Here is a 19,238-nt window from a genome sequence, read left to right as displayed (position 1 = left end):
GTATGCCAGGAGCTGCTTCGTAACATCACCAGCGTGGGAGCGGGCTTGCCCCGCGATCCGGTGTATGGCACCGGCTCGCCGGTGATCGCGGGGCAAGCCCGCTCCCACGCTGCCCCGTTAAGCCGAAACGTTCTGGTGAGCCAATTAGAGCGGACAGCGCCGGGAGGTCAGCCGCAGTTGACGCGGGTAACCACACCCTTGTCGTCGACATTCAGGTTCAGCCGCTCGGAACGGTATTCCAGGGTGATCATGTCGTGAGGCTTGAGGATGCGCGCCATCTGCGAGCCACTGGCCTTGCGCGCCTGCTCCAGCAGCTCTGGCGAGGCCAGCTTGCCGATGGTGAAGTCGGCGCCACTGGCTTCGCAGCGGCCGTCATTGCCGGCCGGGGTGGCCTGGGCACTGCTGCCGCCCGAGGAGCCACCGGTGCTGCAACCTGCCAGAACGGAAGCCACCAGCAAGGTCGCCAGGGAAGCGCGGGTACGGAACATGAATCCTCCTAAATAAATCCGGGAACTGCCTGATGCGACAATTCCTCCAGGCATTTGTTGCACAACCGCACGATTCTGCCTGACTCGGCCACTTGACGCGAAAGGCAATCGTGACCGGATTTTGCACCGAACCGTCGGTTCGGCCAACCGCGCCCCTTATGCTTAAGTCGCAGGTCCCGTCACGCAAAGGCATGATTTACTGCAAGAAGCGGAGTGCAAAATGCCTCCCCTTCGAACGCCAGGACGCGGTATTCGACCTTTCACCCAGGCCCCAGCGAGAACCGCCCCATGAGCAGCCACAGCATCGACGCCGATATCAAGGTCAAGTGGGACGAGGGCCAGAGCGCCTACAGTCCGAGCACGCCCGAAGAACTGATGCTGATCGCCGTCGACCTGCTGGTGCGCGACCGCGGTGGTGACGCGGCGCGCAGCTTCATCGAGCAGGTGCTCGAGCGCCACGCGCCGCACGAGGCTATTTCAATCGCGCCAGGCGGGCGCTGAGCAGGTCGAAGAAGCCCTGGGCATCGCCCTCCTCGATCCACATCACGTTGGCCGGCTGCTTGAGCACGCCGTACCAGTCGGCGATGGTCTGGCCGAAGGTCGGGCCTTCACGGCTGTCGACCACCATGTGTACCTGGCGGCCCTTGAACAGCTCGGGCTTGAGCAGGTAGGCGATGACGCTGGCGTCGTGCACCGGGCCGCCGGGCATGCCGTAGTTGTCCATGTCGAACTTGATGTAGGCGTTGAGGATGTCCACCACCAGCTTGCTGGCATTGTTGTTCACCGCCGCCAGTTGCTTGAGGCGGGCGTCGCTGGTGAGCACCTTGTGGGTGACGTCCAGCGGCAGGTAGGTCAGCTTGACGCCGCTGGCCAGCACCACTTCGGCGGCGTGCGGGTCGGCGAACAGGTTGAACTCAGCGGCCGGGGTGATGTTGCCGCCGTTGAAGTGGGCGCCGCCCATCACCACCACTTCCTTGATGCCGTTGACGATCTCGGGCTTCTGGATCAGCGCCAGGGCCAGGTTGGTCTGTGGGCCGAGCATGGCCACGGTGATGCTGTGGGGCTCGGCGGCGCCCAGGGTGTCGATCAGGTACTGCACGGCATTGCCGTTGGCCAGGGGCTTTTTCGGCTCGTGGACCTTGACGCCGGTCAGGCCTTCCTCGCCGTGGACGTTGGCGGCGTAGATCGGCGTGCGCACCATCGGCCGCCCTGCCCCGGCATATACCGGGATTTCTTCGCGGCCTGCCCATTCACGGGCCAGGCGGGCGTTGCGCGAGGTCTTTTCCAGGCGCACGTTGCCGGCCACGGTGGTGATGGCGCGGATTTTAAGTTCCTCGGGCGAGGCCATGGCCAGCAGCAGGGCTACCACGTCGTCGGCGCCGGGGTCGGTGTCGATGATCAGGTCGCGGGGCGCGGCCATGACGGCGGTGGCGGCTAGCGCGGACATGAGGACGGCTCCTTGGAGCAGGGATTTGAGGGACATTCAGCACTCCTTGTTGCTAGGGGATGGATTCAAGGGTGACCGCTCTGCGGCCTATCGCGGGGCAAGCCTGCTCCCACGCCAGCACCGCATAAGTGTTCTGGCGTGGGAGCGGGCTTGACCCGCGATCGAGGGCAAAGCCCTCGCATTCGGTCTAAAAGGTAACGCCAGCCACCAGGGCAATATTGCTGTAGGGCTTGCACTCCCCCGTACGCACCACGGCCCGGGCCTGGCGACACAGGGTCTTGAAATCGACATGGCTCAGCACCTGGCGCTGGCCCAGTTCGCCGCCGGCATGCAGCCGCTCGACCTCGGCCAACCCTGGCGGCAAAGCCTGGAACACCTCCTCGGCCAGCACATGGCGCTCGACCTGCATCTCGCTCAGCACCACGCGCAGCACGCTGGCGAAATCCGGGATGCCCGGCGTCAGCGCCAGGTCGATCAGCTCCACGCCCGGCGGCACCGGCAGGCCGGCATCACCGATCACCAGGATGTCGCCATGACCCAGCCCGGCGATGGTCCGCGACAGGGCGATGTTCAACAGCGGCGTCTTCTTCATGGCGCCAGCTCCTTCAGGTAAGGGATCGACGGCTGCGCGCCGACTCGGGTCACCGACAACGCGGCGGCGCGCTGGCCGAAGCCGATCGCCTCGTCCTCGGGCAGGCCGCGTGCCAGGCCGGCGGCGAAGCCACCGACGAAGGTGTCGCCGGCCGCCGTGGTGTCCACCGCTTGCACTTGGGGCGCCGGGAAATGCCGGCTACCGGCGGCATCGACCAGCAACGCGCCATCACCGCCCAGGGTGACGATCACCTTGCCCGCGCCGAGCTGACGCAGGCGTTCGGCCGCCCGACGGGCGCTGTCCTGGTCGTCGACCTGCACCCCGGCCAGGGCCTCGGCCTCGCTCTCGTTGGGGATCAGGTAGTCGATATAGGCGTACCACTCCGCCGGCAACGGTCCGCTGGCCGGCGCCGGGTTGAGGATCACGGTCTTGCCCAGCTCGCGGCCACGGGCCAGGGTCCAGGCCACCGTGGCCGTGGGCACCTCAAGCTGGCAGATGATCACCTCGGCCTCCTGCAGCAGGTGGTCGAAGCGGCTCACCGACTCGGGCCCGAGCAGGCCGTTGCCACCGGGAATGACGACGATGGCGTTCTGGCTGGCGGCATCCACCACGATCAGCGCCACGCCGCTGGACACGCCCTCGCACAGGCTCACACCCTGGCAATCGACGCCCTCGCGCTTCAGCGCCTGACGCAGCTGCTGGCCATAGGCATCGTCACCGACGTTGCCGACCATCGCCACGCTGGCGCCCAGCCGGGCCACGGCCACGGCCTGGTTGGCGCCCTTGCCGCCGGGCGCGGTGAAGAAACTGTCGCCGGTCAGCGTCTCGCCGCCCCGGGGCAGGCGCTGGGCGCGGGCCACCAGGTCCATGTTGAGGCTGCCGACCACCACCACCTTGGCATCCATGGGTATTCCTTAACGGTAATCGTTGAACAGGTCCGGGCGCGGCCCGGTGGATTCACGCAAGACGATGCGCGGGGCGACGATGCGCTGCTCGGCGGCGCCGTCGCGCCGCGGCGTGACGATGCGCGACAGCAACAGGCCGGCGGCACTCTCGCCCAGTTCGCGGATCGACTGGCCGACCGTGGTCAGCGCCGGGTACACGTAGCGGCTCAGCTCGATATCGTCGAAACCGATCACCGACAGCTCGCCGGGCACGTCGATGTTGCGCTCGGCGGCGGCGCGCAACACGCCAAAACCAATCATGTCGTTGCCGGCGAAGATCGCCGTGGGCCGCTCGCCGTCGAGCAGGCGCGCCGCGGCGGCATGCCCGCCGGGGCTGGTGAAGTCGCTGTGCAGTACATGGCCGGGGGCGATGCGCACGCCGGCCTCGGCCATCGCCCGGCGGAAACCGGCCAGGCGCAGCTGGCTGACACCGGTGTCCACCGGACCGCCGATGGTGGCGATCTCGCGGTGGCCCAGCTCCAGCAGGTGACGGGTGGCCAGGTAGGCGCCCTGCTCGTGGTCGATGCGCACCAGGTCGGCCTCGACGCCGTCCAGGGCGCGGTCGACGATGACCATCGGCGTGCGCACGCCGCTGAGGCTGTCGAGCAGGTCCTGGTCCTCGCCCACCGAGGCGACGATCAGCCCATCGATGCGTTTTTCCAGGAGCACGCGCAGGTAGCTGCGCTGCTTCTGCGGGTTGTCGTCGGAATTGCACAGGATCACGCAGTAGCCGTTGCGCTCGCAGGCGTCCTCGATGCCCCGGGCCAGCTCGGCGAAGTACGGGTTGACGCTGTTGGGCACCAGCAGGCCGATGGTGGCGGTGCTGCGCGCCTTGAGCGAGCGCGCCACGGCGCTGGGCACGTAGTCGAGCTCGGCAATCGCCGCCTCGACCTTCAGGCGCACGTGCTCGCTGACCGGGCGGGTCTTGTTCAGTACATGGGACACGGTGGTGTAGGAAATCCCCGCCAGTGCCGCGACATCTTTGATGGTTGCCATGGTTTCAGTTCCGCCGGTTCGCGCGCCGGCTGCGGTAAGTGTCGAGTACCACGGCGATGACGATGACCGCCCCGGTGATGATGCGTTTGGTCGGCTCGGAGGCGCCGATCTGGGCCAGGCCGGCGGCCAATACCGAAATGATCAGCACGCCGAAGAAGGTGCTTATGACCGAGCCGCGCCCGCCCATCAGGCTGGTGCCGCCGATCACCACGGCGGCGATCACCTGCAGCTCGAGGCCGGAGCCGGCGTTGGGGTCGGCGGCCTCCAGGCGCGAAATCTGGAACAGCGCGGCGAGGCCGGCGAGCACGCCCATCAGGGCGAACACCAGGATCTTGTAGGGGCGCGGGTCGATGCCGGCCAGGCGCACGGCCTCTTCGTTGGTGCCGATGCCGATCAGGTAGCGGCCGAACACGGTGCGGGTCAGCACCAGCTGGGCAGCGACGATCACCAGCAAGGCGATGATGAACGCCGGCGAGATGCCGAAGGCCACGGGGTTGGAGAACCAGGCGAAGGCGTCGCCGATGTAGGCGGTGCGCGAGTCGGTGAACTGGTAGGCCAGGCCCCTGGCCATTTCCAGCACGCCCAGCGAGACGATGAACGAAGGGATGCGCCAGGCCACGGTGATGCTGCCGGTGACGGTGCCGGCCAGTGCCGCCACGGCCATGCCCAGCAGCGCGGCGGGCAGGACGCTCCAGCCCCAGCCGAGAATCGCCACGCTAACCGTCGAAGCGGCCAGGGCCAGCACCGAGCCCACCGACAGGTCGATGCCGCCGATGATCAGGATGAAGGTCATGCCCACCGCCAGCACCATCAGGTCGGGGATCTGGTTGGCCAGGGTGCTGAAGGTGGCATAGGACAGGAAGTGGCTGCTCAGCATCGAGAACAGCACGATCATCGCCAGCAAGGCGCCGGCCAGGCCCAGGTAGGTGCCCAGGCCGAAATAGGTGCCGCTGCGGCGCACGGGCGCGGCGCCCGAGGTGTTTGTTGTGGTTTTCATGCGTCCATCCTGGGGGCTGCGTCGTGCAGCAGGGCATCACGTTTCTGGTAGCCGGCGAAGGCGGCGGCAAGCAGTTGGTCCTGGGTCCAATGATCGCGGTCGAAGGTGTCGATCAGGCGCCCGGCGCTGAGCACGGCGATGCGGTCGCAGATCAGCATCAGCTCGCGCAGGTCGCTGGACACCACGACGATGGCCTTGCCCTGGCGGGCGAGTTCGGCGAGCAGGCCATAGATGTCGAACTTGGCGCCGACGTCGATGCCACGGGTGGGCTCGTCGAACAGCAGCACCTGGCAGTCGCGCTCCAGCCAGCGGCCGATCACCACCTTCTGCTGGTTGCCGCCGGACAGCTCGCCCACGGCCTGGGCGGGGCTGGCGCTGCGGATGCGCATGGCGCCGATCTGGCGCTCGGCCAGTTCACGTTCGGCGTCGCGGTCGAGCACGCCGGCGCGGGACACTGCACCGAGATTGCCCAGGGCGATGTTGGCACTGATCGACTGGCTCAGCAGCAGGCCTTCGCCCTTGCGGTCCTCGGTGATCAGGGCGATGCCGGCCTTGACCGCGGCCTTGGGCGAATCGATGGTCACCGGCAGCGGCGGCTGGCCAAGGGCGACCTGGCCGCTGTCGGCGCGGTCGGCACCGTAGATCAGGCGCAGCAGTTCGGTACGCCCGGCGCCGATCAGGCCGGAGATGCCGAAGATCTCCCCTGCCCTGACCTCGAATGACACTTCGCGCACCTTGTCGCCACGGCTGAGCTTGTCGACCCTGAGCAGCGGCGCGCCGATGCTGCGCTGGCCGAGGTCGATGTGCTCGCCCAGCTCGCGACCAACCATCAGGTTGACCAGTTGCTCGCTGTTGTAGCGCTGGATCGGCTCGGCGCACACCAGCTTGCCGTCGCGCAGCACGGCAATGCGCTGGGCCACGCGCTGCAGCTCTTCGAGGCGGTGGGAAATGTAGACGATGGCCACGCCGCGCTGGCGCAGGCGCTCGATCTGGGTGAACAGCAGCTCCACCTCGCGGGCGGTGAGCATGGCCGTGGGTTCGTCGAAGATCAGCACATGGCAGTCGCCGATCAGGTTGCGGGCGATCTCGACCATCTGCTGGTGGCCGATGCCCAGCTCACCCACGGGAGTGTCCGGGTCGATGGCGTCCAGGCCGACCTGGGCCATGGCCGCGCTGGCCAGCTGGCGCAGGCGCTTCTGGTTGACCCAGCCGAGGCGGCTGGGCAGGTTGTCGAGGAACAGGTTCTCGGCCACGGTCAGGGTGGGCAGCAGGTTGAGCTCCTGCATCACCATGCGCACGCCGAGGCGCTCGGCCTCGGCGCGGTTGCCGGGGCTGTAGGGTTGGCCGCGATAGCGCATCTGCCCGGTGGTGGGGATCTCCAGGCCGCTGATCAGCTTGGACAGGGTCGACTTGCCCGCGCCGTTCTCGCCGGTCAGGGCCAGCACCTCGCCGCCGCGCAGCTCGAGGGTGACGTCGCCGAGCACGGGCTGGGCGTAGGTCTTGCCCAGGCCGCTGACGGCTAGCACGGTTTCATTGGCCGGTACTGACATGGCCATTCTCTCCTAGGACGAAGCATGACGCGTTTATAAGGCGGGCTTTCGTGGGAGCGGGCTTGCCCCGCGATAGCGTCAGGGCAGATACCCTTGTTGCATCTTCCGACACCATCGCGGGGCAAGCCCGCTCCCACGCCCCCGCGATATCACTTCACTGGGTAATCAGCTCGACCGGCGTCTGGATGACATTGTCGGCATCCACGCCTGGCTTCTCGCCCTTGAGCATCTTCAGAGCCGCCTGGATACCGAACACCGCCTGCTGGCTGGCTGCCTGGTCGAGGGTGGCGAGCACGCGGCCATCCTTGAGCATCGGCTTGATGGCATTGATGTTGTCGTAGCCGACCACCTGCACCTGGCCGGTCTTGCCGGCGGCGCGCACGGCCGAGACGGCGCCCAGGGCCATGCTGTCGTTGCCGGCCAGCAGCGCCTTCAGGTCGGGGTATTCGTTGAGCATCGAGGCGGCCACGGCGTTGCCCTTGTCGATCTCCCAGTTACCCGACTGCACCGAAACGATCTTCATCTGCGCGGCTTCCATGGCGTCCTTGAAGCCAGCGGTGCGCTGCTGGGCGTTGGTGGTGGTCGGCACGCCTTCGATGATGCCGACCTGATCACCAGCCTTGAGCTTCTGCTGGGCCAGGTAGTCGCCGACCAGGCGCGCGCCCTTGCGGTTGTCCGGGCCCACGAACGGCACGCTGATGCCCTTGCTCTTGAGCACGGCGGGGTCGAGGCGGTTATCGATGTTGATCACGGTGATGCCGGCGTCCATGGCCTTCTTGATCACCGGCACCAGCGCCTTGGAGTCAGCCGGGGCGATGACCAGGGCCTTGGCGCCGGTGGCGATCATCTGCTCGACGATGCGGATCTGGTTGCCGGTGTCGGTCTCGTCCTTGATGCCGTTGGCCACCAGGGTGAAATCGTCGGGGTGGTCTTTCTGGTAGGCCTTGGCGCCGTCTTCCATCGTGCGGAAGAACTCGTTGGCGAGGGACTTCATCACCAGGGCGACCTTGGGCGCTTCCTCGGCGTGGGCGGTGGACAGGGAGAACAGCAGCGACGAGAAAACGGCGAGGGCCAGCGGACGGCCGGGGAACGGCAGTTTCATGGAAATGACTCCGAATCTTGTGGTTTTTATCGGATCGCAAACGTTTGCGGTAACCAACTATGGAAACAGCCGCCGGTTTTGTCAAATCCATTGCGTAGGGAGCTAGGACTACGCGCGTCGGATTATCCGCAATTCGTCCGAAAAACCGAACACCTTTCCAGCAAAAATTCGGTCAGCCGAACACGCGCACCCACCTCTGACCTTCTGGTCGCTTCGAGTACCCCCAGTCAAAACAGGGGTTTCAAGATGAAATACGACGAACGGTAGTTGCTGGTACGAAATCTGCCTTTACCCCAGTGCGACATAACGCACATCTCCTCCAGGAAGAGAGAAGCAGAAATGATGAAAACCGCTATCAAGACCTTCGCACCGAGCGCCCTGGCGCTGCTGCTGGTACTGCCAACCACCGTTTCCGCCAAGGAAGCCGCGCAACAACAGAAACTCGCCAACGTGGTGATCCTCGCCACCGGCGGCACCATCGCCGGCGCCGGCGCCAGTGCCGCCAACAGCGCCACCTACCAGGCGGCCAAGGTAGGCATCGACAAGCTGATCGCCGGCGTGCCGGAGCTGAAGGACCTGGCCAACGTGCGCGGCGAGCAGGTGATGCAGGTCGCCTCGGAAAGCATCGGCAACGACGACCTGCTCAAGCTGGGCAAGCGCGTCGCCGAACTGGCCGACAGCAAGGACGTCGATGGCATCGTCATCACCCACGGCACCGACACCCTGGAAGAAACCGCCTACTTCCTCAACCTGGTGGAGAAGACCGACAAGCCGATCATCGTGGTCGGTTCGATGCGTCCGGGCACCGCGATGTCCGCCGACGGCATGCTCAACCTGTACAACGCCGTGGCCGTGGCCAGCAGCAAGGACGCCCGCGGCAAGGGCGTGCTGGTGACCATGAACGACGAGATCCAGTCCGGTCGCGACGTGAGCAAGGCGGTCAACATCAAGACCGAAGCCTTCAAGAGCCAGTGGGGCCCGCTGGGTATGGTCGTGGAAGGCAAGTCGTACTTCTTCCGCCTGCCGGCCAAGCGTCACACCGTCAACTCCGAGTTCGACATCAAGACCATCAGCAAGCTGCCGGCCGTGGACATCGCCTACGGCTACGGCAACGTGACCGACACCGCCTACAAGGCGCTGGCCCAGGGTGGCGCCAAGGCGATCATCCACGCCGGCACCGGCAACGGCTCGGTATCGTCGCGGGTGGTGCCGGCGCTGCAGGAGCTGCGCAAGGACGGCGTGCAGATCATCCGTTCGTCCCACGTCAACCAGGGCGGCTTCGTGCTGCGCAACGCCGAACAGCCTGACGACAAGAACGACTGGGTCGTGGCCCACGACCTGAATCCGCAGAAGGCGCGGATCCTGGCCATGGTCGCGATGACCAAGACCCAGGACAGCAAGGAGCTGCAGCGGATCTTCTGGGAATATTGATCGGCATGCACCTCGGGTTGGGGTGTTGAACATACCGGCCCTATCGCGGGGCAAGCCCGCTCCCACGAGGCACACATGACCTTTGTGGGAGCGGGCTTGCCCCGCGATGCTTTCGATGGAACCAATCCCTCTACCACGGTCTTATACGGCTTTCATCCTACCTGCTGTTGCGAAACGGCTTACAGTGAAATACTGTATGCGCATACAGCAAAACAAGGAAAAGCCCCGTGGCCAAACCCGCCTCCGCGTCGCCAAGCCCTTATGAACTACTGGGTCAGCGCATCCAGAAGATCATCAACAGCCCCACCGCCCAGCGCAGCCGCGCCGCCTTGATCTTCCGCCTGGAGCACGAGTCGCCCGACGACTGGGCAACCCTGCTCGAGGAAATCGCCGAGAACGACAACGTCACCCTCGCCCACCGCGACGATGGCGGCGTGCAGATTTTCTGGACCGTGCCGAAGGAAGACTGACCGCGCATGAGAGTTTCGCTTTTCGCCGCCTGCCTGCTGCTGCTTGCCCCCCTCGCCCACGCCGACGCACCGCGCACCTTCCAGGAGGCCAAGAAGGTCGCCTGGAAGCTGTACGCGCCGCAGTCCACGGAGTTTTATTGCGGCTGCAAGTACAAGGGCAACAAGGTCGACCTGGCCTCCTGCGGCTACGCGCCGCGCAAGAACCTCAACCGCGCCTCGCGCATCGAATGGGAGCACATCGTCCCGGCCTGGCAGATCGGCCACCAGCGCCAGTGCTGGCAAGACGGCGGGCGCAAGAACTGCACGCGCCACGACAAGGTCTACCAGCGCGCCGAGGCCGACCTGCACAACCTGGTGCCGAGCATCGGCGAGGTCAACGGCGACCGCAGCAACTTCAGCTTCGGCTGGCTGCCCGAGCAGCACGGCCAGTACGGCAGCTGCCTGACCCAGGTCGACTTCAAGGCCAAGAAGGTCATGCCGCGCCCGTCGATCCGCGGGATGATCGCGCGCACCTACTTCTATATGAGCAAGCAGTATGACCTGAGGCTGTCCAGGCAGGACCGCCAGCTGTTCGAGGCCTGGAACAAGACCTACCCGCCGCAGGCCTGGGAGCTGCAGCGCAACCAGCAGGTGGCGTGCGTGATGGGGCGCGGCAACGAGTTCGTCGGGCCGGTCAACCTCAAGGCCTGCGGCTGAGCAGGGTCAGACCAGCGCCTGCAGGTAGGCGCTGGCCTGCTGGTAACGGCACAGCCGGGCCAGGTCGGCAGGGCCCGGGCAAGGGATGCGTGAGAGATCGCTGTTGTCGGCCAGGTCAGCGAGCTTGACCTGGCGCGCCAGGGGGTCGACGCCCAGGCGGATGACGAAGGCCTCGTAGCTCTCGCCTTCACGACGGCTCAGCGCCAGCAGCGCGGCGAGGATCTTCAGCGGGAAACCTTCGCGGGCGAGGTCGGACAGGGTGAGCGGGGTGTCTTCCAGCACGTCGTGCAGTACCGCGACGATGCGCTGCTCCGGGGTAATCACCCGCTCCATCACCCGCAACGGGTGGAGGATGTACGCCGCACCGCCTTTGTCGAACTGCCCTTCATGCGCCTTGATGGCCATCGCAATGGCCCGCTCCAGCGTCGCCATGAGCCGCCTCCCCCACTCAACCCCCGCAGTAGACAGCATAGCTGCTGCTGCACGGGCTGACCGGGAAGCACCGCAGCCTGTTCTGACGCCATCGCGGGACAAGCCCGCTCCTACAGGGATTTATGTGGCCGTCGCGATCAGCGCTTGACGCCGTGCTGGATGACGATCGAGTCGGTGCCCAGCTTGGCCATCACTTCGGCCTTGCGCGCATCGGCCTCGGCCTTGGCCGGGAACGGGCCCATCAGCACCACCGGTTTGCCGTCGCGGTACTCGACCCAGGACGGAATGCCCTTCTCGATCAGGCGGGCGGTCATGTCGGTCAGGGCGCCCATGTTCGGCCCCTGGATCACCTCGACGTCCCAACCCTCCGGCGCCGGCTGCTCGGCCAGCGCCTCGGCGCGGCGCTGCAGGTCGGCACCACCGCAGACTTCGCGGATGCGCAGGTTGTTGCCGGTTTCGTCGATGAGGATTTCGTACTGGCCGTCATGCTTGATCGCCACGTAGCTGCGATAGGCCTCGTACTGCCCGGCGTCGTCCTTGCCGCGCACCTGGCCGCAGATGGAGCCCTGGGTGTCGAAGCGCACGTTGGCGAACTTGGCCGTCTTGGGGTTGTTCAGGTGTTCGGCCACCTGCTTGTGCACGCCTTCGACCTCGTTGTTACAGCCCGCCAGGGCCAACACCGCCATTACCACCGCCAGTTTGCGCACGCCTGTACCTCCAGATTCGAAGGGGCGGATTCTAGCATGAGCGGATAGCACAGCCGCAGGGATGAGGCGAAGGTGGAAGGTTGCAGCGTGTGTCGGCGGACACCGAACAGCGGAAAGCAAAAAGGGCGATCCTTGCGGATCGCCCTCTTCTGATTTGGTAGGCACAATTGGACTCGAACCAACGACCCCCACCATGTCAAGGTGGTGCTCTAACCAACTGAGCTATGTGCCTGTCGTGTGGGGCGCATTCTACGCGATCCAGATACCCTGTCAACACTTTTTTTCACGCTAAGCTACTGAAACTTAAACTATTTATAGAAAGGCCAGGTTTCAGGGGGGCGTAAAGGATTTTCACCGGACGACTAGCGGGTGTTTATTATTATTGATAGCATCGGTACATTCGTTAAAAATATAAAACACGAGGTTCCTCGAGCATGGCTAACACCCCCTACCCCCAGTCCTACTACGCCGCCTCGGCCAACCCGGTGCCGCCACGTCCGGCGCTGCAGGGTGAGGTGGAAACCGATGTGTGCATCATCGGCGCCGGCTACACCGGCCTGTCCAGCGCCCTGTTCCTGCTGGAGAACGGCTTCAAGGTGAGCATCGTCGAGGCCGCCAAGGTCGGCTTCGGTGCTTCGGGCCGCAACGGCGGCCAGATCGTCAACAGCTACAGCCGCGACATCGACGTCATCGAACGCACCGTCGGCCCCAAGCAGGCTCAACTGCTGGGCCAGATGGCCTTCGAAGGCGGGCGCATCATCCGTGAGCGCGTGGCCAAGTACGACATCCAGTGCGACCTGAAGGACGGCGGCGTGTTCGCCGCGCTGACCAGCAAGCAGATGGGCCACCTGGAATCGCAAAAGCGCCTGTGGGAACGCTTCGGCCACACCCAGCTGGAGCTGATGGACCAGAAGCGCATCCGTGAAGTGGTGGCCTGCGACAATTACCTGGGCGGCATGCTCGACATGAGCGGCGGCCACATCCACCCGCTGAACCTGGCCCTGGGCGAAGCCGCCGCGGTCGAGTCGCTGGGCGGCATCATCTATGAGCAGACCCCGGCCGTGCGCATCGAGCGCGGCGCCAACCCTGTCGTGCACACGCCACAGGGCAAGGTCCGCGCCAAGTTCATCATCGTCGCCGGCAACGCCTACCTGGGCAACCTGGTGCCGGAACTGGCGGCCAAGTCGATGCCATGCGGCACCCAGGTGATCACCACCGAGCCGCTGGGCGAGGAACTGGCGCGCACCCTGCTGCCGCAGGACTACTGCGTCGAGGACTGCAACTACCTGCTCGACTACTACCGCCTGACCAGCGACAAGCGCCTGATCTTCGGCGGTGGCGTGGTGTACGGCGCGCGCGACCCGGCGAACATCGAGGCGATCATCCGTCCGAAGATGCTCAAGGCCTTCCCGCAGCTGAAGAACGTCAAGATCGACTACGCCTGGACCGGCAACTTCCTGCTGACCCTGTCGCGTCTGCCGCAGGTCGGTCGTATCGGTGACAACATCTATTACTCCCAGGGCTGCTCGGGTCACGGCGTGACCTACACCCACCTGGCGGGCAAGGTGCTGGCCGAGGCCCTGCGCGGCCAGGCCGAGCGTTTCGATGCGTTCGCCGGCCTGCCGCACTACCCGTTCCCGGGTGGGCAGATGCTGCGCGTGCCGTTCAGCGCCATTGGTGCCTGGTATTACAGCCTGCGCGATCGTCTGGGCTTCTGATGTGACGCCATCGCGGGGCAAGCTCGCTCCCACGCTGATTGTGGGAGCGGGCTTGCCCCGCGATCATTTCGGCCTCAATGCCCGAGGCTGGTGACCGCCTGCTTCGCCGCGATCTCCTGCCCCGCACGGGCCAGCTCGTCCGCCGCCTGCAACCAGCGCTGGCGATCCACCTGGGCCGGCAGTTGCCGTGGCGACTGCAGCAGCACCGCCCAATTGCCCTCCTTGGCCCACGCCGACTCGAAATCATCGAAGGCCATCAACTGGCGTCGATGCATCCCTGAGCGCAGCAGCACCCGCTGCTTGTAGCGGTCGTAGCCGATCAGCACCGCGTAACGCGGCTCGCTCCACCAGGCCGAACCTTCCTGATAACGCAGCAGCACCGGATAGCCGGCGGCCACTTGCGCGAGCAGCGCGTCCAGGTGCTTGTCCAGCGGGTAGACCACCCGCCCGTACTCGCGGGCTACCCGGGGAATGCCGGTGTCCAGCGATTCGGCGGCCTTGGGCAGGCCCAGCGCCTTGTCGAGCAGGCCCGGGGTGATCGGCGCGCCCTGTTGCGACAGCACCGCGGCCAGGGCCATCGAGCCGCTGTGGTTGGCGTTGCCGCGATAGAACGGCACGCTGCTGATCTCGACCCGCTGCGGCAGGCCCTTGAGCGCGGCCGGTGGCGTGCCGGCGCAGCCGGACAGGGTCGCCGCCACCAGGCAGGCGGCCAGCAGGCGACGTGGGCCCAGGGCCCGAAACTTGGAGAGCTTTTGCAACGTGGACACTCGCTTGTTCCGCGGCCAGGCAGGCAGCGCCCGGCCAAGAAGCCGATCATAGGATGCCGACGCCCGCGGGTATAGCCCGGCGCTGACTTGGAACGAAACGGCCCAAGGACTAGACCTTCGGTCAATGGAACGTCACAGGCAACAGGCTAGACTGAAGCTGTGTCTGGATGGCGAGCACGGCTCGCCAGAGAGAAGGAGGCACACATGAGCCTGACAATGGCAATTCTCGTGTTGGTCGGCATGTGGCTCAGCGTCGCGGCGGCCATGCTCTGGGGGGTGCTGCGCATCGTGCGCCGGCATTCCCACCCTCACCATCTGCCCCCACAGGCCGTGGCCAAGGCCCCGCCGGTGCGCCGTGCCCGGCGCCATGCCGGGGCGCATTGACAGCATCTACAAACTTCGAGCCATGAACGACAAGAGGGAGCCTAGGCTCCCTCTTGCTTATCACTTGCAGCTCGCGGCTCAGTTGCCCTCGGCCGCCTCACGCTTCAAACGCGCCCGGCGCGCCAGGATGTTGAGGATCTCGATCGCCGTCGAGAACGCCATGGCCGCATACACATAACCCTTCGGTACATGGGCGCCAAAGCCTTCGGCGATCAGGGTCATGCCGATCATGATCAGGAAGCCCAGGGCCAGCATCACCACGGTCGGGTTGTCGTTGATGAACTTGGCCAGCGGGTCGGCGGCCACCAGCATCACGATCACGGCGCTGATCACGGCGATGATCATGATCGGCAGGTGCTCGGTCATGCCCACGGCGGTGATGATGCTGTCGATCGAGAAGACGATGTCCAGCAGCAGGATCTGGAAGATTGCCGCGGTGAAGCCGATGGTCACGGCGTTGCCGGCCTTGGACTCTTCCTTGGCGCCATGCGGGTCGACGCTTTCATGGATCTCCTTGGTCGCCTTCCACAGCAGGAACAGGCCACCGGCGATGAGGATCATGTCCTTCCACGAGAACGTGTGGCCGAACACCTCGATGACCGGTTCGGTCAGCTGGACGATCCAGGCCACGGTGCTGAGCAGCGCCAGGCGCATGACCAGGGCCATGCTGATACCGATACGGCGGGCCTTGGAGCGGTACTGCTCAGGCAGCTTGTTGGTGAGGATGGAGATGAAGATCAGGTTGTCGATGCCGAGCACGACCTCCATGGCCACCAGGGTGGCGAGGGCAACCCAGGCGGTGGGGCTTGCGGCGAGTTCCAGCAAATATTCCATTGGTCAGTCCTGCTCTCAGATGTCCTGGGTGTCTTTCTTGTCGTCTTCGGCCTTGGCCTTCTCGGCATCGCTGCCGATGGCGTCGCTCAGGGCCTGCTGGGCGGCGTCGTTGGTCTTGTCGATGGCCTGCTTGGCGGTTTCGGCGGCCTGGTCGAGCATCTGCTGGGCGGATTTCTCGGCCTGGTCGCAACCGGACATGGCGAACAGGGCCAGGGCCAGCACCAGCGGTGTACCAATGGATTTGAGTTGTAGCATGAGGTCCTCGCTTGTCGAATTCCGGGCGGCGCGTCATGCGCCTGATGGGGAGGCATTCTAAAGAGGCTGAAACATCCGGAAAATTCGTTTTTTCGGCGTGTATACTTCGGTTTTTTCGAACTGAGGCAGGCCATGCTCAACTACCGCCAGCTCCACTATTTCTGGGCCGTGGCCAAGACCGGCAGCATCGCCCGCGCCAGCGAGCAACTGAACCTCACCCCGCAGACCATCAGCGGCCAGATCAGCCTGTTCGAGCAGACCTGGAACCTGGAGCTGTTCCAGCGCGTCGGCCGCCAGCTGGAGCTGACCGAGACCGGGCGTCAGGCGCTGGTCTACGCCGAGCAGATGTTCCAGATCGGCGGTGAGCTGGAGGCCATGCTGCGGGCCGGGCCGCAGGAGCAGATCCTGTTTCGCGTGGGGGTGGCCGACGTGGTGCCCAAGTCCATCGTCTACCGCCTGCTGGCGCCGACCATGGAGCTGGACGAGGTGCTGCGCATCAGCTGCCGCGAGGACAAGCTCGAGCGGCTGCTGGCGGACCTGGCGATCCAGCGCCTGGACCTGGTGATCTCCGACAGCCCCATGCCCAGCCACCTGGACATCAAGGGCTACAGCCAGAAACTCGGCGAATGCGGCCTGAGCTTCTTCGCCACGCCCACGCTGGCCGAACGCCTCGACCGGCCCTTCCCCGCCTGCCTGGACGACGCGCCGTTGCTGATCCCCGGCCAGGAGACCGTGGTGCGCAGCCGGCTGCTGCGCTGGCTGGCCGAACAGCAGGTGCAGCCGCGCATCGTCGGCGAATTCGACGACAGCGCGCTGATGCAGGCCTTCGGCCAGTCGGGCAGCGGCATCTTCGTCGCCCCCAGCGTGATCGCCGAGGAGGTCTGCCGCCAGTACGGGGTGCGCCTGATCGGCCAGACCGAGGCGGTGAACGAGTCGTTCTACGCCATTTCGGTGGAGCGCAAGGTCAAGCACCCGGGGATCCTGGCGATCACCGAGGGCGCGCGGCGGGAGTTGTTTCACTGGTAGAGCGGCCGATGATCGCAGGGCAAGCCCCACCCACGCTATGCCCTGCGGGTCTGTGATAAAGTCGCGCGCTTTCACGTAACTGGATTGCGCTGCACATGACCCCCATCCTCCGCCTCATCAACCGCACCGGCCTGGTGACGCAGATCTGCATCGGCCTGGTGGCCGGCATTCTCCTCGCCCTGCTCGCCCCCGCCGTGGCCCGCGACCTGGCGTTCCTCGGCAAGGTCTTCGTCAGCGCCCTGAAGGCCGTGGCGCCGGTGCTGGTGTTCATCCTGGTGATGGCCTCGATCGCCAACCACCGCCATGGCCAGGAAACCCACATCCGCCCGATCCTCTGGCTGTACCTGCTGGGCACCTTCGCCGCGGCGGTGGTGGCCGTGGCGGCGAGCATGCTGTTCCCGTCCAACCTGGCGCTGTCTACCAGCGATGCCGCGCTGAGCGCCCCCGGCGGTATCTCCGAGGTGCTGCAGAACCTGCTGCTCAGCGCCGTGGACAACCCGGTCAACGCGCTGCTCAACGCCAACTTCATCGGCGTGCTGACCTGGGCCATCGGCCTGGGCGTGGCCCTGCGTCATGCCAACGACACCACCCGCACCGTGGTCGAGGATCTGTCCAACGGCGTGACCCTGATCGTGCGCGTGGTGATCCGCTTCGCCCCGCTGGGCATCTTCGGCCTGGTCAGCGCCACCCTGGCACAATCGGGCCTGGACGCGCTGCTCGGCTACCTGCACCTGCTCGGCGTGCTGATCGGCTGCATGCTGTTCGTGGCGCTGGTGATGAACCCGCTGATCGTGTTCTGGAAGATCCGCCGCAACCCCTACCCGCTGACCCTGCTGTGCCTGCGCGAGAGCGGCATCACCGCGTTCTTCACCCGCAGCTCGGCGGCCAACATCCCGGTCAACCTGGCGTTGTCGGAAAAGCTCGGCCTGCATGAGGACACCTATTCGGTGTCGATCCCGTTGGGCGCGACCATCAACATGGCCGGCGCGGCGATCACCATCACCGTGCTGACCCTGGCCGCCGTGCACACCCTGGGCATCCCGGTGGACCTGCCGACCGCGGTGCTGCTCAGCGTGGTGGCGGCGGTCTGCGCCTGTGGCGCCTCGGGCGTGGCCGGCGGCTCGCTGCTGCTGATCCCGCTGGCCTGCAGCCTGTTCGGCATCCCCAGCGAGATCGCCATGCAGGTGGTGGCGGTCGGCTTCATCATCGGCGTGCTGCAGGATTCGGCGGAAACCGCGCTGAACTCCTCCACCGACGTGCTGTTCACCGCGGCGGCGTGCCAGGCCATGGAGCAACGCAGCGCCTGACGCCCCTGTCGCGGGTCAAGCCGTTCCCGGTGGGAGCGAGCTTGACCCGCGATGCCCCGGTGATTGCTTAAGCCCGGCGCTTTACCTAGGCTAGTGGCCTTTTCCTCGCAATGAGACAGGGCCATGTCAGAATACGAAACCACCGGCGAAGGCCGTTTCAGCAGCATCGAGATCCGCGTGCTCGGTTCGCTGATCGAGAAGCAGGCCACCAGCCCGGAAACCTACCCCCTGACCCTCAATGCCCTGGTCCTGGCCTGCAACCAGAAGACCAGCCGCGAACCCGTCATGAACCTCTCCCCCGGCCAAGTCGGCCAGGCCCTGCGCGCCCTGGAGAACCAGGAGATGGCTCGCCTGCAGATGGGCAGCCGCGCCGACCGCTGGGAACAGCGGGTGGACAAGGCCCTGGAACTGGTGCCGGCGCAGCTGGTGCTGATGGGGCTGATGTTCCTGCGCGGCCCGCAGACCCTCAGCGAGCTGCTGACCCGCAGCAACCGCCTGTACGCCTTCGAGGACGTCGATCAGGTCCAGCACCAGCTCGAGCGCCTGGTCTCGCGCGAACTGGCCCTGCATCTGCCGCGCCAGGCCGGCCAGCGCGAAGACCGCTACACCCACGCCCTGGGCGACCCGGCCGAGATCGAGGCGATTCTCGCCGCCCGCCAGCAGGATGGCGGCGGCCGCGTCGCCAGCGCGGCGGACGAGCGCATCGAGGCGCTGGAAGCCCGGGTGGCGGCGCTGGAGGCGCGCCTGGCCCAGCTCGAAGGTTGACTCAGGGCTTTTCGGCGTCGGGGAAGTGGCGGCAGCTCTTGCGTTCGGCCAGCTCCCGCTCACTGGGGCGCTGGTCGACGAACACGGTGCGGCCGTCGGCGTAGATTTCCAGGTAGCCCCAGTGCAGGTCCTGCTCGGTCTGCCCGGGCTTGGGCGGGACGAGCCACCAGGGTTCGCGGCTGATCAGGTTCATGAGTGGGCTCCAGTGGGGCTGGCTGGTGCGGTAACTATAGACAGCCAGGCCTGGTCCCCCCGCGCGGATTGTTCCTCCGAGGACAATTATGAAGTGCCTGGCGCACCGATTCTCCCTGCCCTGCGACGGGTCTAATC

At 65.9% G+C, this 19,238-nt stretch carries 23 protein-coding genes and 1 tRNA gene; 9 read left to right on the top strand and 15 right to left on the bottom strand.

The features are described from left to right. Positions 1–167 precede the first annotated feature (167 nt). Positions 168–488 carry an I78 family peptidase inhibitor gene (locus HU751_RS04125; RefSeq protein ID WP_186732542.1) on the bottom strand — a complete coding sequence of 107 codons (321 nt, stop codon included), beginning with the start codon at positions 486–488 and terminating at the stop codon, positions 168–170. A 288-nt stretch (positions 489–776) separates the two neighbouring features. Here HU751_RS04125 and HU751_RS04120 point away from each other — a divergent pair, with 288 nt between their 5' ends. After that, positions 777–989, top strand: coding sequence for a hypothetical protein (locus HU751_RS04120; RefSeq protein WP_028691462.1), 213 nt, complete (start codon positions 777–779; stop codon positions 987–989). Here the strand turns inward: HU751_RS04120 and HU751_RS04115 are convergent. The 7 genes from HU751_RS04115 to HU751_RS04085 form a co-directional block, all read right to left on the bottom strand. Then, positions 961–1,971, bottom strand: coding sequence for a nucleoside hydrolase (locus HU751_RS04115; RefSeq protein ID WP_186732543.1), 1,011 nt, complete (start codon positions 1,969–1,971; stop codon positions 961–963). The genes HU751_RS04120 and HU751_RS04115 overlap by 29 nt on opposite strands. Before the next feature lie 151 nt (positions 1,972–2,122). Further along, on the bottom strand, positions 2,123–2,527 hold the full coding sequence (rbsD, locus tag HU751_RS04110; protein ID WP_186732544.1) for a D-ribose pyranase: 405 nt from the start codon (positions 2,525–2,527) through the stop codon (positions 2,123–2,125). Next, a complete protein-coding gene (gene rbsK / locus HU751_RS04105) occupies positions 2,524–3,432 on the bottom strand; it encodes a ribokinase (protein ID WP_186732545.1) in 909 nt (302 codons plus the stop codon). The genes rbsD and rbsK overlap by 4 nt, the downstream gene beginning before the upstream one ends. Before the next feature lie 9 nt (positions 3,433–3,441). Beyond that, positions 3,442–4,467 carry a LacI family DNA-binding transcriptional regulator gene (locus tag HU751_RS04100; RefSeq protein WP_186716439.1) on the bottom strand — a complete coding sequence of 342 codons (1,026 nt, stop codon included), beginning with the start codon at positions 4,465–4,467 and terminating at the stop codon, positions 3,442–3,444. A 4-nt stretch (positions 4,468–4,471) separates the two neighbouring features. Further along, entirely contained in the window at positions 4,472–5,464 is a 993-nt protein-coding gene (locus HU751_RS04095; protein WP_186732546.1) for an ABC transporter permease, read from the bottom strand. Further along, entirely contained in the window at positions 5,461–7,014 is a 1,554-nt protein-coding gene (locus HU751_RS04090; protein ID WP_186732547.1) for a sugar ABC transporter ATP-binding protein, read from the bottom strand. Before HU751_RS04090 ends, HU751_RS04095 begins: the two co-directional genes overlap by 4 nt. Before the next feature lie 154 nt (positions 7,015–7,168). Further along, entirely contained in the window at positions 7,169–8,116 is a 948-nt protein-coding gene (locus HU751_RS04085; protein WP_186732548.1) for a sugar ABC transporter substrate-binding protein, read from the bottom strand. A gap of 342 nt (positions 8,117–8,458) precedes the next feature. On the opposite strand from HU751_RS04085, the gene HU751_RS04080 reads away from it, so the two are divergent. The 3 genes from HU751_RS04080 (at position 8,459) to HU751_RS04070 (ending at position 10,713) form a co-directional block, all read left to right on the top strand. Then, a complete protein-coding gene (locus HU751_RS04080) occupies positions 8,459–9,547 on the top strand; it encodes an asparaginase (protein WP_186716449.1) in 1,089 nt (362 codons plus the stop codon). 227 nt (positions 9,548–9,774) lie between these two features. Next, positions 9,775–10,017, top strand: coding sequence for a DUF1654 domain-containing protein (locus HU751_RS04075; protein WP_050705218.1), 243 nt, complete (start codon positions 9,775–9,777; stop codon positions 10,015–10,017). Positions 10,018–10,023: 6 nt separating this feature from the next. Further along, positions 10,024–10,713: an endonuclease gene (locus tag HU751_RS04070; RefSeq protein WP_050705217.1), complete on the top strand. Its 690-nt coding sequence runs from the start codon at positions 10,024–10,026 to the stop codon at positions 10,711–10,713. 6 nt (positions 10,714–10,719) lie between these two features. On the opposite strand, the gene HU751_RS04065 is transcribed toward HU751_RS04070, so the two are convergent. The 3 genes from HU751_RS04065 to HU751_RS04055 form a co-directional block, all read right to left on the bottom strand. Then, positions 10,720–11,145 carry a bifunctional (p)ppGpp synthetase/guanosine-3',5'-bis(diphosphate) 3'-pyrophosphohydrolase gene (locus HU751_RS04065; protein ID WP_050705216.1) on the bottom strand — a complete coding sequence of 142 codons (426 nt, stop codon included), beginning with the start codon at positions 11,143–11,145 and terminating at the stop codon, positions 10,720–10,722. Positions 11,146–11,282: 137 nt separating this feature from the next. Then, positions 11,283–11,852 (bottom strand): SPOR domain-containing protein, encoded by a 570-nt coding sequence (locus HU751_RS04060; RefSeq protein ID WP_050705215.1) that lies wholly within the window; start codon positions 11,850–11,852, stop codon positions 11,283–11,285. A 155-nt stretch (positions 11,853–12,007) separates the two neighbouring features. Continuing rightward, a tRNA-Val gene (locus HU751_RS04055) sits at positions 12,008–12,084 on the bottom strand. Positions 12,085–12,286: 202 nt separating this feature from the next. Between HU751_RS04055 and HU751_RS04050 the strand changes: the two genes are divergently transcribed. Continuing rightward, the gene (locus tag HU751_RS04050; RefSeq protein WP_186732549.1) at positions 12,287–13,570 is read left to right on the top strand and encodes an NAD(P)/FAD-dependent oxidoreductase; all 1,284 of its coding nucleotides are present in this window, start codon (positions 12,287–12,289) and stop codon (positions 13,568–13,570) included. 74 nt (positions 13,571–13,644) lie between these two features. Here the strand turns inward: HU751_RS04050 and HU751_RS04045 are convergent, their stop codons facing one another. Then, positions 13,645–14,337 carry a peptidase C39 family protein gene (locus HU751_RS04045; RefSeq protein WP_052896440.1) on the bottom strand — a complete coding sequence of 231 codons (693 nt, stop codon included), beginning with the start codon at positions 14,335–14,337 and terminating at the stop codon, positions 13,645–13,647. Positions 14,338–14,541: 204 nt separating this feature from the next. Between HU751_RS04045 and HU751_RS04040 the strand changes: the two genes are divergently transcribed. After that, a complete protein-coding gene (locus HU751_RS04040) occupies positions 14,542–14,721 on the top strand; it encodes a hypothetical protein (RefSeq protein WP_186732550.1) in 180 nt (59 codons plus the stop codon). 78 nt (positions 14,722–14,799) lie between these two features. On the opposite strand, the gene HU751_RS04035 is transcribed toward HU751_RS04040, so the two are convergent. Together HU751_RS04035 and HU751_RS04030 are read right to left on the bottom strand one after the other, a co-directional pair. Beyond that, a complete protein-coding gene (locus HU751_RS04035) occupies positions 14,800–15,555 on the bottom strand; it encodes a TerC family protein (RefSeq protein WP_186713437.1) in 756 nt (251 codons plus the stop codon). A gap of 15 nt (positions 15,556–15,570) precedes the next feature. Next, entirely contained in the window at positions 15,571–15,810 is a 240-nt protein-coding gene (locus HU751_RS04030; protein ID WP_050705209.1) for a hypothetical protein, read from the bottom strand. 132 nt (positions 15,811–15,942) lie between these two features. On the opposite strand from HU751_RS04030, the gene nhaR reads away from it, so the two are divergent. The 3 genes from nhaR to HU751_RS04015 all read left to right on the top strand — a co-directional run bounded on the left by nhaR (position 15,943) and on the right by HU751_RS04015 (position 18,908). Continuing rightward, entirely contained in the window at positions 15,943–16,836 is an 894-nt protein-coding gene (nhaR, locus tag HU751_RS04025; RefSeq protein ID WP_050705208.1) for a transcriptional activator NhaR, read from the top strand. A 95-nt stretch (positions 16,837–16,931) separates the two neighbouring features. Further along, on the top strand, positions 16,932–18,143 hold the full coding sequence (sstT, locus tag HU751_RS04020) for a serine/threonine transporter SstT (RefSeq protein WP_186732551.1): 1,212 nt from the start codon (positions 16,932–16,934) through the stop codon (positions 18,141–18,143). 123 nt (positions 18,144–18,266) lie between these two features. Further along, the gene (locus tag HU751_RS04015; RefSeq protein ID WP_186732552.1) at positions 18,267–18,908 is read left to right on the top strand and encodes a YceH family protein; all 642 of its coding nucleotides are present in this window, start codon (positions 18,267–18,269) and stop codon (positions 18,906–18,908) included. A 1-nt stretch (position 18,909) separates the two neighbouring features. On the opposite strand, the gene HU751_RS04010 is transcribed toward HU751_RS04015, so the two are convergent. After that, the gene (locus tag HU751_RS04010) at positions 18,910–19,101 is read right to left on the bottom strand and encodes a hypothetical protein (protein WP_186732553.1); all 192 of its coding nucleotides are present in this window, start codon (positions 19,099–19,101) and stop codon (positions 18,910–18,912) included. Positions 19,102–19,238 lie beyond the last annotated feature (137 nt).

The sequence above is a fragment of the Pseudomonas peradeniyensis genome (assembly GCF_014268935.2).
GTDB lineage: Bacteria > Pseudomonadota > Gammaproteobacteria > Pseudomonadales > Pseudomonadaceae > Aquipseudomonas > Aquipseudomonas peradeniyensis.
This window is presented reverse-complemented; position numbering and strand designations above follow the sequence as displayed.